Raw genomic sequence first — 13,005 nt, 5'->3', positions numbered from 1 at the left:
TCTCCGCGCGGTTCCGGTCGGGCCGCGCCCATCGTTCACGAAGGAACGTTGCTTTGCTCCGTACGCACACCTGTGGCCAACTCCGCCCCGAGCATATTGGACAAACCGTCACCCTCTGTGGTTGGGTCGAAAGCACGCGGGATCACGGCGGGGCGGTGTTCATCGACCTCCGCGATCGGTATGGGATCACCCAAGTCGTGGTCGGTCCCGAGAGTGGTCAAGCGAACGTCGACGCGGCCGGTCGGCTGTCGAACGAGTCGTGCATCCGCGTGCGGGGAGTCGTGGCGGCACGGCTCGAAGGCAAGAAGAACGACAAACTGGCCACCGGCGAAGTCGAACTGCGGAGCGAAGAGGTCGAGCTGCTGAACGACTGCGACAGTCCTCCCTTCGTACCGACCCAGCAGGAGCTGCCGGGCGAGGATCTGCGGCTCCGCTACCGCTACCTCGATCTGCGGCGACCCGCCATGCAGCGGTCGCTGATCCTTCGCAGCCAGATCATCAAGGAGATGCGGGACTATTTTGCCGAGAACGACTTCATCGACGTCGAGACGCCGATCCTCGGCCGCAGCACGCCCGAAGGGGCCCGCGACTATCTGGTTCCGAGCCGCGTCCATCCGGGCAAGTTCTACGCGCTGCCCCAGTCGCCTCAGCTGTACAAGCAGATCTTGATGGTCGCCGGATTTGACCGCTACGTCCAAGTCGCCAAGTGCTTCCGCGACGAGGATCTGCGGGCCGACCGGCAACCCGAATTCACGCAGCTCGACATGGAGATGTCGTTCGTCGACGCCGACGATGTGATCGGCATGATCGACGGCCTGGTCGCTCGGACGGCAAAGAACATCCTCGGAGTGGACGTCCCCACGCCGCTGCCCCGAATGACCTATGACGAGGCGATGCGGCGGTTCGGGCACGACGCGCCCGACCTGCGGTTCGGGATGGAGATCGTCGATCTGACCGAGATCGCCAAAAAGACCGAGTTCCGCGTGTTCCGTGGAGCGGCCGACTCCGGCGGTTTCGTCCGAGGGATCAACGTCAAGAACGCGGCGGGCGATTTCTCGCGCAAGCGGATCGACGAGCTGACCGAATACGTCAAACACGACTTTGGCGCGAAAGGCTTGGCCTGGTTCCGCGTCGAGCCCGAAGGCACGCTGTGGTCGCCGATCAGCAAAAACCTCGAGGACGCACACCTTGCGGAAATCGCCACCGCGATGGAAGCCGAGCCGAACGACCTGCTGCTGATCCTGGCCGATTCCTGGAACGTCACCTGCAAAGGGCTCAACGGACTCCGCAAACGGCTCGGTGCCGAGCTGAAGCTGTATGAGCCGGGCGCGCTGCACTGCTCCTGGGTCGTCGAGTTCCCGATGTTCGAGCGCGACGAAGAGGAAGGGCGGTTTGTCGCCATGCACCACCCCTTCACCGCGCCGCGGCCGCAGGACCTCGAGCGGCTGGCGAGCGATCCCGAAGCGTGTCGCGCCCAGGCCTACGATTTGGTCATCAACGGTTCCGAAGCGGGCGGCGGGACGATCCGAATCCACGACCAGGAGATCCAGCGGCAGGTCTTCGATCTGCTGGGGATCGACGAAGAAACGGCCAAGGACCGGTTCGGCTTCCTGCTCGACGCCCTGCGGTTCGGGGCCCCGCCGCACGGCGGGATCGCGCTCGGCATCGACCGCTGGGTGATGCTGTTCGCCGGACTGGAGAACATCCGCGAAGTGATCGCCTTCCCCAAGACGCAGCGAGCGTACGACAACATGACCGAAGCGCCCGGATCGGTCGACGACAAGCAGCTCAAAGAGCTCGCCCTCCGCAGCGTCTCGGTCAAGTCGTAAGCGTGTACGTCAGGCTTTCCAGCCTGACAACTGTCCTGAATATGCACTCTGGCAGAGAACCCTGTTATTCATCAGCCGCCGGGCGCTAGCCCCCGGTTTTCGAAAACGCCGTAGAAACCGGACGCTAGCGCGTGGCGGCTGATGAGACGCATCGGTTAGGCTGGAAAGCCTGACGTACGGGGCACGAAAAAACCCGGCGTCTGGGAGTGGACGCCGGGTTTGCGTTTTGGGGCGCGTCGGGAACGCGACTACTTCAGCATCGTCTTGACTTCATTCATCACCGCGGCCACGTCGAGCTCGGCCGCCTTGGACGAGTGACGCGAGATGACCTCTCCATCGCTGGCGATCACGACCGTGACTTCCGCCTTCGGATCGAGCTGGTAGGAGTTCGGTCCGTTCTCGGTGTCTTCGGCGACCACGATCGGGAAGTTTTTCGATTTGGTGGTGGTGGCGACTTTTTCTGCGTGCTTGGTCAGATTTTCCTTCTTGTCACCGATCAGCGTCAGGAAGCCGCGGAGCTGAGCGTCCTTGTTCTGCTCGACCGCCTGATCCAGCTGCGTCACCAATTCGTTGACTTTGCCGCCGGTTTCCCGGGCAAAGACCATCACCATCGGGCGGCTGCCGTACTTGCAGCGATAGCACAACTGCTGACCCTTCTCGACGCCGTCGTCCGCGGCACCGGCGACTTTCGTCACGTAGAAGGCGCCGATCGGATCGCCCTTCTTCAGCCCGTCGGCCGCTTTTTCCGCGGCACCGGCCGAAACGGCTGCGATCGTCAGCAAACCCGCCAGCGAGGCGGCAAATAGCGTGCGTACCATAGTTCCGATTTCTCCGTGAAGCCCGTGGGTAAACCGAGAGAAACAATCGATGCGGCCGGTAACATCCCGACCGCGAATTGACGATTATAACGGTTGGGCAATCGCAAGTGCGGTCGCACCCCGGCATTATTCCGCCGCTCAGCCGCCGGGCAAGGACTCCGTACCCAGTACTCCGTACTCCGTACTCCGTACTCAGTGGCTCTCGGCTCTCTGCTCGACGATGCAGGCAGTCGCGTGCGGGGCTTCTGGCAACAGCGGACGCACTTCTCGGCATCCCGCCTCCGCCAGCGGGCAACGATCGACGAACGAACAGCCCGGGTACTCGCGGTCGGGCGAGGGAACTTCTCCTTTAAGAACGATCCGCTGACGCGTCGATTGCTGCCGCGGGTCGGGGGTGGGGACAGCCGACAGCAGGGCCTGGGTGTAGGGATGCCGCGGGTTGTTGAACAACTCGTCGACGGCCGCCGTCTCCACGATCCGCCCCAAATACATCACGCCGACGCGATGCGCGATATGCCGCACCACGCCAAGATCGTGCGCGATGAACAGATACGACAGCCCCAAACGTTGCTGGAGATCCATCAGCAGATTGATCACTTGAGCCTGGATCGAAACGTCCAGAGCCGAAACCGGCTCGTCGCACAGGATCAACTTGGGCTGGACGGCCAATGCCCGTGCGATCCCGATTCGCTGCCGCTGTCCGCCGCTGAACTCATGCGGGTAGCGATTCAAGAACCGAGGGTTGAGACCCACCAAGTCCATCAAGCGAATGACTTCCAGCTGGGCGTCGCGGCCCGCCGCCAAGCGATGGATCTTCAGCGGTTCGCCAATGATATCGCCGACCGTCATCCGGGGATTCAGCGAGGCGAAAGGGTCCTGGAAAACCATTTGGACGACCCGCCGCAGAGGACGCATTGCGGCATCGCCGAGGCCTGCGATGTCGCGGCCTTCGAGCAGCACTCGCCCTCCGGTCGGGCGGACCAAGTTGATGATGGCCCGGGCGGTGGTTGACTTTCCACAGCCCGATTCGCCGACCAACGCGAAGGTTTCTCCTTCCCCAATCTCCAGATCGATTCCATCGACCGCGCGGATAAAACCCTTCTGGGGCCGCAGCAACGAACCGCGGCTAAAGGGGAAATAGACCTGCAGGTCTTCGACGCGCAGCAGTGGTGTGGAAGAAGCAATCATCGAGCGCTCAGGCAATCAGCAAGAATTTATTGAGGGGCTCGCACGGGGCACGCCGCGGCGCGATCCGAGTCGGCCCCGAGCGTCACCAGCGGCGGATCGACCAAGCGGCACTGGTCGATCGCGTACTCGCAGCGAGGTTGAAAGGCACAGCCGGCGATCGCGGTGGCCAGATTCGGCGGCTGACCGGGAATCGCTTTCAGCTGTTCGCTGCCCCGCTGATCCCACCGCGGAATCGAATCGAGCAAGCCTTGGGTGTAAGGGTGTTGCGGAGCGTCGAACAGCTCCTCGACCGAGGCCGATTCCACGATCCGTCCGGCATACATCACCATCACGCGTTGGCAGATGTTGGCGACCACGCCCAGATCGTGCGTGATCATGATGATCGACGTTCCTAGGCGGTGCTGAAGGTCGCGAAGCAGATCGAGGATTTGAGCTTGAATCGTCACGTCGAGCGCGGTGGTCGGCTCGTCGGCGATCAACAGTTGCGGATCGCAGGACAGCGCCATCGCGATCATCACGCGCTGCCGCATCCCGCCGCTGAATTGATGGGGGTAGTCGCGGAGTCGTTTGGCGGGCGAACTGATCCCGACCGCTTCGAGCATCTCCGCCGCTCGGTCCCGGGCTTGGCGGGGATTGAGCTTGAGGTGCTTGCGGGTGACCTCGGTTAATTGCTGCTCGACGGTCATCAGCGGATTGAGCGCCGTCATTGGGTCTTGGAAAATCATCGCGATCCGGCGGCCGCGAATCGTTTCCAGTTCCGCATCGGGAAGCGCCAGCAGATCGTCTCCGTCGAACCAAGCGCGCCCCGAATCAACCCTTCCCGGCGGGCGTGGCACCAGCCCCATCAGCGCCAGGTTCGTCACGCTCTTGCCCGAACCGCTCTCGCCGACCAGCCCCAAGCATTCTCCAGGCATGACGTCGAACGAGACGCCGCGGACGGCGCGGACCTCTCCCTCGTCGCTGCGAAAGCTGACGCGGAGGTCTTCGACAGCCAGCACGGGCTGGGGCGGTGCGGTCGCTTCGGTGCCGCGATTCACAGTGGGCAGGGTCGACATGAGCGTGCGTGTCCGTCGCGTTAGTCGCGATTCTTCATTCGAGGATCTAAGGCGTCCCGCAAACCGTCGCCTAAAAAGTTCAACGCGAACAGCGTCATGGCCATCGCAAGCCCGGGGAACAGCGCAAGCCACCAAAAGGTTTTGACGCTCGAGAGTGCCTTGACGCCCTCATCCATTAACAGTCCCCAAGAGACGTCGGGCGGTTCCACTCCAATCCCCAGGAACGACAAAAACGCCTCAAACAACATCACAGCAGGAATCGTCAGCGTCATATAAACAATGACGATGCCCAACACGTTGGGAACCAGATGGCGAAAAATGATTCGTCCTTGGGGAGCCCCAATCGTTCGTGCCGCTTCAATGAATTGTTCATGGCGGAGGGAGAGGACTTGACCTCGGACCACGCGTGACATGGTCAGCCAGTAAATCGCACCGATCAACAAATAGAAGATCGTCATCCGGCTGACCCCGACCGATTCCAAGTACGCTTTCGTCTTGTCGTCTTCCAAGAACGTGAGCACGAAGATGACGACGAAAATAAATGGAATCGAATACAGCAAGTCGACGATCCGCATCATCGCCGCATCGATGACGCCGCCGAAGTAACCCGCGATCGCACCGTAGCTGACGCCGATGACGAGGCTGACCAGCGTCGCGACCAGCCCCACGATCAACGACACGCGGGCTCCCCAAAACACGCGGGCGAGCAGATCGCGGCCGAGATCATCGGTGCCAAAAATCGATGGAATCGCCCAGTCGCCAAAGATCGCGATCCGGACCTGGACCATCGCCCAGCTGACCGGGCCGAGATCGTGCCACAGTTGATGGAACGGATGGTCGACCTCGACCCGTTGGTCGATCTCCACCATCCGCTTCTCCCGCGCCGCCGGGTCGACGATCTGCGCTGCTTCAGAGCGAAGTTCGGCGATTCGGGTTTCGAATTCCGCCAGTTCGGCGGTCAGCCGGTTGTCGGCAAATTGCAGGCTCGGCCGGTCACCCAAATGCGCCGCGGCCAAGTTGGGCGGCAGAAAACGGCGGTTCTGCAGATCTTTGTCGACCGGGCTCTGCAGCGGTAGCAGCGGAGTGATGAACGCCAGCAGCGCCACCGTCGCGAGGAGCCACAGCGAGAAAATCGCCACGCGATTTCGCTTCAGCCGTCGCCACGCGTCTTGCCACAGCGAGACGCCACGAATGTTGCGCGACTCCTCGAGGAGCTGCTCGAGGCGTTCGCGTTCGGCGCTCTCACGCAGTGCCCGCTGCGCCGTGGCGGCGTCGGGCTGACCTGCACCGGAAGCGGGGCCTACACCGGAAGTGGGGCCTGCACCAGAAGGAGAGCCTTGAACCGGGTCGGTTGGGGCGGCATCCACACTCACTGCATTTTCACCCGTGGGTCGATAATCGCATAGGAGATGTCGACGATCGTGTTCATCGTGAACAGCAGGACGGTGTAGGTTAGCACCATCCCCATCGAAAGCGTGAAATCTCGCTGGAGTGCCGAGTTGACGAAGTGACTCCCCATGCCGGGAAGTGCAAAGATTTTTTCCAACACCAGCGAACCGGTCAGCACGCTCGCCGTCGCCGGGCCAAGATAGGAGACGACCGGCAGCAGCGCTCCGGGCAACGCGTGCCGAAGCACGATCGTTCGCTTGGAGAGCCCTTTGGCGGCGGCGGTCCGCACGTAATCACGGCCTAATACTTCCAGCATCCCGGTGCGCGTCAGCCTCGCGATATAAGCCGCGACGGGCAACCCCAGACAGATTGCCGGTAACAAAATCTGACGAAAGGTGCCCCAGCCGGCGGCGGGAAAAATCGGGATCAGAAACACGAATAATAGAATCGCCAAGCTCGCCAAGACGAAGTTCGGTATGGCGATCCCGAGCACCGCGGCCGACATCATGCCGACATCAGCGACCGATCCGCGACGGACTGCCGAGATCACCCCAGCGGTGACGCCCAGAATCACGGCGAAGACGAGGGCAAAAATTGCCAGCGAAGCCGAGATGGGAAAGCCTTCGGCGATCACCTGCGCGACGCTGTAGTCTTCGAGCTTCATGCTCCAGCCGAGATCGCCGTGAAACACCAAATTGCCGAGGGCTTGCCGATACTGCTCCAGCGGCGTCCCGTCCATGTTGTAACGAGCTTCCAATTGTCGGCGGATCGCCGGCGCCACCGCCCGCTCGCCATCGAACGGATTGCCGGGAACGGACCGCATCAACACGAAGGACAGCGTGAACACCGCCCACAACGTCAGCAGCATCCACCCCAAACGCTTTAGCAGGTAGCTGGCCAAGTCTTGCATCAGTCCTCCTCGGACGGTTGGCGGTACCGCATCAAATGCAGGGGGTGCTTATCTTGAGCCGAGGGGGCGAATCCCTCGACCTCCGGTTTCACCATGTTCAGCGACGTGTAGGAGTAGACCGGAATGACCGGCATCTCCTCAATCCAAATCTCCTCGGCCTGTCGCAGCAACTCCATTCGCTTGGCCGGATCCCCTTCGAGTCCAGCGCGGCGAATCAGATCGTCGTACTCGGCGTTGCTCCATCCCGTGCTGTTCTGGGGACCGTCGGTGACCCACATATCCAAAAAAGTATTCGGATCGGGGTAGTCAGCGATCCAGCCGGCGCGGGCCATCTGGTAATCGATCTGGAAAACTTTATCGAGGTAGGTGCCCCACTCCATGTTTTGCAGACCCACGGAGATGTTGAGATTGTTTCGCAGTTGCTGTTGGATCACTTCGGCGATCGCCCGGTGACCCTCGCTGGTGTTGTAGAGGATAGTGATCTTGGGCATCCCTCGGCCGTTCGGGAAACCCGCCTCACTGAGCAGTCGCCGCGCTTCCTCGACGTCATAAGTCAGACCCGTCGCCTTCTTGTACCCAGCCAGCCCCGGTGGGACGGCGGAGAACGACGGAAGCTGGCCGCCCTTGGTGACCTCTTCAACGATCTCCGTGCGATCGATCGCCATTGCGATCGCGCGGCGGACCCGCACGTCATCGAGCGGCGGACGCGTCGTGTTGAGGCGATAGAAGTAGACCGACAACTGCGGAGCGCGGATGAAATCCTCCCGCGAACGGAGCTCTTCGAGCAGTGCTGTCGGAGGCGCCGTGACCCACTGGATTTGGTCGGTCTCGTACATATTCATCGCCGTCGTCTCGCTCTCGACACTGAGAAAGTCGACGACCTCGAAACCCGTCACCTCGGCGTTCCAGTAGTTTTCGTTCTTGACCAGTCGCAGGCGATCGCGGAGCCGCCGCAGCTGGAGCACGTACGGACCGTTGCTGACGATCGCTCCGGGCTGCGTCCACTGGGGCGAGCCATGGTCTTCGACGCAGCCGCGATGGACCGGATAGAGCGAGTAGAAGGCGACGACGTGGGGGAAGTAGGGGACGGGGTTCTCGAGGTTCACGACGAAGGTGTGATCATCGGGCGTCTCGAGAGCGCCGAGACGGTCGAACGCGACCAGCACGTGGTGCACCCGCTCCACGCCGTCGTCGCGCCGCGCGGTGGCGTAGCTCTGGGTGAAGCGGCGGAGCTCTCCGGGCGTCTCCCAATCGATGCTGCCGTCGGCGTTTTCCAAGCGCGTCTCGACCTCATAGACCCACTTCTCAATCCACTCGCCCCGCAGCCGCTCTTGCGCTTCCTCCGCGAGGCCTTCGGGAAACTTCGGCTCCTCGGGCTTGAGGATCTGCTTGAGGACTCCGTAGACCAAGTCGCCGCGGGGAAAAGGTTGCACGTTCCCCTGCTCCGCTGCGCTCTCGCCGGGCCGCGTCCAAAGCTCGACCTCAACCCGGTCGCCCGTTTCGACTTTCGCCAGGTTGTATTCCTCGGCGTAGGGGAGCGCGTGGAGGTGAAACGCGTACTCGCTGGCCGATTCCGGATGCAGCAACCGCAGCCACGACCAGCGGAAATCGTGCGAGGTTACCGGATCGCCGTTGGACCAGCGGGCGTCGCGGCGGAGGTGAAACGTGTAGGTGCGGCCATCCTCGGAAACCTCGTACGACTCGGCCATCGCCGGTTGGGGCGTTTGCGGCTGGACCCCGGTCTCGGGATCGACCGGGCCATCGGGAAGGGTCCGCAGGAGTCCTTCGAACAGAGCGTCGAGCAGACGGCCTTCGATATTGCCCGTCGCTCGCGCCGGATCGAGCGTCTTGGCGTCGGTCCCGCTTTGCAGCGAGAAATCGGCAGGCGGGAGGGCATCGAAGATCGAAGCCCAGACGACAGCACCGACCACCAATGCGGCACCGCAGAAGAGAAACGCGCGACGGATTTCTGGCGGCACAGCCTTTTCTCCCTCAAGGCAATTCGTGAAGAGGCACCCGGAGCCTCATCCTACGCGATCGGCGTTTACTCCGTTCGCTCGACCACGTGTAGATTTGTCGCCAGGTCGTCGCGGATCCGCTGGTCCAGGGGGTCGCGGCGTCCCCGCATCTCGACCGTCAAGCGATGGTAGGTTTCCGAATCGAGCCGTCCCAGGTTGCAGATCGGCTCGCCGGGGCTGACCGCCGGAAGGGTCGTCATCCCGATCACGACCGCGTCGAATGGGGCGACCAGCGAATCGCGCTCGGCGCCAAGCAAGCTGGTGTTGGTCGCCAGCGGCTGCCCTTCGGCGACGATCTCGCCCGGAGCCGTATGGAATTGCAAGAACCCTCCCCGGTCGGCGCGAGCCCACCACGTCTTCTCGATCACCACCTGGACCGGAGGCCGTTGCGGCTGGAGATCGATCATCCCCAGCTCGGAGAGGACGTTCTTGACCCCCCGCTGGGCCACGGCGGCGACCATCGGTTCGACTTTCCAGACCTCGCCCGCTTCGAGAATGATTGTCGGGCAGCCGGCCCGGGTCGCTTCGCGGCGGAGCGAGCCGAGCGGACCTTTGCCCGAGATGATCCACTCGCAGCCAAAAGCTTCGGCCAGCCGCCGGACCTCGGGATTGCTCAGGTCACCGCGGACGTTGGGGAAGTTCGTGCGGCGAACCGCGGCGGTGTGCAGGTCGATCCCGTAGTCGCAGCGGAGGACGATTTCGTCGAACAGCGTCCGCGCCATCCGGGCGGAAAGGCTGCCGGTGGCCGAGCCGGGGAAGCTGCGATTCAGGTCGCGGCGGTCGGGCAGATAGCGGCTGTGGCGGTCGAAGCCGAGGACGTTCACGACTGGCACCATCAACAGCGTGCCGGCTGAGAGGGCAAAGTCGGGATCGGCGATCAAGGAGCGGATCGCTCCGGTGCCGTTGATCTCGTTGCCGTGCAGGGCGGCGGTCAGAAAAACCGTGGGCCCGTCCTTGAGACCTCGCTCGACGAAGATCGGGATGTGGACCGGCATCCCGCTGAAACTTTCCGAGCTCGCCAAGCGGAAGCAGCGATCGCCCCCTCGGGGGACCGCGGGAATAATGTCAGCGAGCGTGGAGACCGTCTCGATGGGAGAGGAGAGGCTGTCCATAGTCAATCGATGCGTGGTTGCGGGAACGGATTGAGGAGGTGGATCGCGTCACGGCGATTTCGGCACGGGCCGCTCGAATCGTTCGATCCGACGAGCCAAACCGGTCTCCGTGTCGATCTCCACCAAGATGCCGCACAGGCGGACATCCTCCGTGGCGACGTAAAAATGAGTCGGTTCAAAGGTCAACGTGGTCTGGGTGACGCGGCTGATGCTGCGGCCGATGATCGACTCGTAAGGACCGCTCATCCCCGCGTCGGTCTGGTAGGCCGTTCCTCGAGGCAAGATGCGGGCGTCGGCGGTTGGCACGTGCGTGTGCGTCCCCACCGCCACAGCGACCCGGCCATCCAAGTGCCGGCCCAGCAACTGTTTGTCGCTGGTCGCCTCTGCATGAATATCGCAAAACCGCACCCGGACGCTATCGGGAATTTCCGCCAGCACCCGATCGGCCGCGGCAAACGGGCAGTCGACCGGACGCATGAAAACCCGTCCGAGCAGGCTGAAGACCGCCACTTCGGTGCCGCAGGCCGCGCGAAACGTCGTCCACGTGCAGCCAGGAGCATCGGCCGGATAGTTGGCCGGTTTGACGATCCGCCGACCCTTTTGCAGCGTGGGAACCAGTTCGCTGCGGCGGTAGATGTGGTCCCCCATCGTTATGCAGTCGACCCCGGCGGCGAGCAACCGTTTGTACTGGGCGACCGTCAGCCCCGAGCCGTCCGCCGCGTTCTCGGCATTGGCGACGACCGCGTCCAACCTCAATTCACCGCGGAGCTCGGGCAGTAACCGGACGACGGCTTGCATCCCCGGTTTGCCAACGATGTCACCGAGAAAGAGGAGATTCAAGGGAAGGTTTTAGGGTTTAGGTTTCAGCGGATTTGAAATCTCAGAATTGAGATTTGAGATTCTTAAAACTCGTACTCGTACTCAGCGAAGCGGTACTCGTACTCGTACTCGAATCCAGCACGACGCTTTGGCCCAGGGATCGAGTACCGCTGCGCTGAGTACGAGTACGAGTACGAGTACGAGGAGAAAACCTGCTCGCCTCTCACCTCGCTGTTGCGGTGTAGCGGCTTTCGCGGACGACGGTGACTTTGATCTCTCCCGGGTATGTCAATTGTTGCTCGAACGCTTTGGCGATCTCACGGCAGATCTTGGCGGCTTTGGCATCATCGGTTTGCCGCGAATTGGCGATCACCCGCAGCTCGCGGCCGGCTTGGATCGCGAAGGCTTGCTCGACTCCTTCGAATCCGGTGGCGATCGATTCGAGCTCTTCCATCCGTTTGATGTACCGCTCGAGCGACTCGCGGCGAGCTCCCGGACGGCTCGCGCTGCAGGCGTCGGCGGTGGCTACGAGCATTGTGTAGGGATACTCGGTGACGATCTCATCATGATGTCCCAGAGCCGCGTGGACCACCTCGGGCGGGGCGCCGTTGCGGCGGAGCAGGTCGGCGCCGATCTTGGGGTGGCCCCCTTCGAGCTCGTGGTCGGCCGCTTTGCCGATGTCGTGGACCAATCCACAGTAGCGGGCCAAGTCGCCGTCGAGGCCGATCATTTCGGCCAGCATCCCGGAGAGGAACGCGACTTCGACGCTGTGCCGGAGCACGTTTTGGCTGTAGCTGGTGCGGAAGTGGAGTCGCCCGAGCATGTGGATCACCCGCTCGGGGAGCCCCGGCACGTTGACTTCGTCCGCCGCTTCGCGTCCTTTGCGTTTAAGGAATTCGTCGATCTGCGTTTGCGTTTGAGCGACGACTTCTTCGATCCGCGAGGGATGGATGCGGCCGTCGCTGATCAGCGTGTCGAGCGCTTGGCGGGCGATTTCGCGGCGGACCGGATCAAAACCGCTGACGATCACGACGCCTGGCGTGTCGTCGATGATCACGTCGACCCCGGTCGCCTTTTCAAAGGTGCGGATGTTCCGTCCCTCGCGGCCGATGATCCGCCCCTTCATGTCGTCGTTGGGGATGTCGACGGTGCTGGTCGTCGATTCGGCCGTGTGAGCGGCCGCGTAGCGTTGGATCGCCGTCAGCAGGATCTCGCGGGCTTTGCCGTCGACCACTTCGGTCATGTGCCGCTGGTGGCGAAGGATCGCGTGTCCGATCTCCTGTTCGAGCTCGGTTTCGAGCGACTTGAGCAACCGCTGGGCGGCTTCCTCGCGGCTCAGCCCGCTGATCTGCTGCAATGCCTGCTGCTGCTGTTCGACCAGCGCGGTCATCTCCGCCGAGCGGTGGGTGTAGGCCTCGATCTGGGCGGTCAAACGCCGCTGAGTGGTCTCGACACCCCGCTCTTGCTTGCGGAGATCCTCGCTCTGTTGCCGCAGCAGGTCCTCGTTCCGCTCGAGCTTCAGTTCGCGTTTTTGCAGGGTCGCCCGCAACTCGCTGATCTCTTTCTCCGCCTGGGCCTTTTGCTGCAGCAACTCCTCCTTGGCCTTCAGTTTGGAGGTCCGAAGTTCCGCCTCGCTATGGGCCTTCGCCTGCTCGACGATCCGCGCCGCTTCGCTCTGAGCGTCCTTGCGACGGAGCGAGTCGACCCAACGAAGCACCGCAAACACGCCGCCACCGCTCAGCAAGATGCTGACCAGGAGCAGCAGAAGCCATTGAAAAGTAGTCATCGTGCGAGCCAATCCAGCTGAGGATCGTCACCACGCAAGCACGCGAGCCGGGGCGCTCGGGAGGAATCTCTCGAGGCGTTG

10 protein-coding genes are annotated in these 13,005 nt (G+C 62.7%); 1 reads left to right on the top strand and 9 read right to left on the bottom strand.

The window, feature by feature from the left end; genetic code table 11:
• The first annotated feature begins 53 nt into the window (after positions 1–53).
• Entirely contained in the window at positions 54–1,829 is a 1,776-nt protein-coding gene (gene aspS / locus GNK13_RS09920; protein ID WP_164102362.1) for an aspartate--tRNA ligase, read from the top strand.
• Positions 1,830–2,077: 248 nt separating this feature from the next.
• Here aspS and GNK13_RS09915 read toward each other — a convergent pair whose 3' ends face one another.
• The 9 genes from GNK13_RS09915 to rny form a co-directional block, all read right to left on the bottom strand.
• Complete coding sequence (locus GNK13_RS09915) at positions 2,078–2,647, bottom strand: hypothetical protein (protein ID WP_164102361.1); 570 nt, start codon at positions 2,645–2,647, stop codon at positions 2,078–2,080.
• A gap of 192 nt (positions 2,648–2,839) precedes the next feature.
• Entirely contained in the window at positions 2,840–3,835 is a 996-nt protein-coding gene (locus tag GNK13_RS09910) for an ABC transporter ATP-binding protein (protein ID WP_164102360.1), read from the bottom strand.
• 26 nt (positions 3,836–3,861) lie between these two features.
• Positions 3,862–4,890 carry an ABC transporter ATP-binding protein gene (locus GNK13_RS09905; RefSeq protein WP_164102359.1) on the bottom strand — a complete coding sequence of 343 codons (1,029 nt, stop codon included), beginning with the start codon at positions 4,888–4,890 and terminating at the stop codon, positions 3,862–3,864.
• A gap of 20 nt (positions 4,891–4,910) precedes the next feature.
• Positions 4,911–6,140 carry an ABC transporter permease gene (locus GNK13_RS09900; RefSeq protein WP_164102397.1) on the bottom strand — a complete coding sequence of 410 codons (1,230 nt, stop codon included), beginning with the start codon at positions 6,138–6,140 and terminating at the stop codon, positions 4,911–4,913.
• 119 nt (positions 6,141–6,259) lie between these two features.
• Entirely contained in the window at positions 6,260–7,189 is a 930-nt protein-coding gene (locus tag GNK13_RS09895) for an ABC transporter permease (RefSeq protein ID WP_164102358.1), read from the bottom strand.
• Positions 7,189–9,168 (bottom strand): peptide ABC transporter substrate-binding protein, encoded by a 1,980-nt coding sequence (locus tag GNK13_RS09890; protein ID WP_164102357.1) that lies wholly within the window; start codon positions 9,166–9,168, stop codon positions 7,189–7,191. Before GNK13_RS09890 ends, GNK13_RS09895 begins: the two co-directional genes overlap by 1 nt.
• A gap of 65 nt (positions 9,169–9,233) precedes the next feature.
• Positions 9,234–10,319, bottom strand: a complete 1,086-nt coding sequence (locus GNK13_RS09885) for a succinylglutamate desuccinylase/aspartoacylase family protein (protein ID WP_164102356.1) — start codon at positions 10,317–10,319, stop codon at positions 9,234–9,236.
• Positions 10,320–10,367: 48 nt separating this feature from the next.
• Positions 10,368–11,159, bottom strand: coding sequence for a TIGR00282 family metallophosphoesterase (locus tag GNK13_RS09880; protein WP_164102355.1), 792 nt, complete (start codon positions 11,157–11,159; stop codon positions 10,368–10,370).
• A gap of 202 nt (positions 11,160–11,361) precedes the next feature.
• The gene (rny, locus tag GNK13_RS09875) at positions 11,362–12,924 is read right to left on the bottom strand and encodes a ribonuclease Y (RefSeq protein WP_164102354.1); all 1,563 of its coding nucleotides are present in this window, start codon (positions 12,922–12,924) and stop codon (positions 11,362–11,364) included.
• Positions 12,925–13,005 lie beyond the last annotated feature (81 nt).

The sequence above is a fragment of the Candidatus Laterigemmans baculatus genome, assembly GCF_010367455.1.
GTDB classification, from domain to species: Bacteria; Planctomycetota; Planctomycetia; order Pirellulales; family Pirellulaceae; genus Laterigemmans; species Laterigemmans baculatus.
Note: the sequence above shows the minus strand (reverse complement) of the source record. Positions and strands in the feature narration are given on the sequence as shown.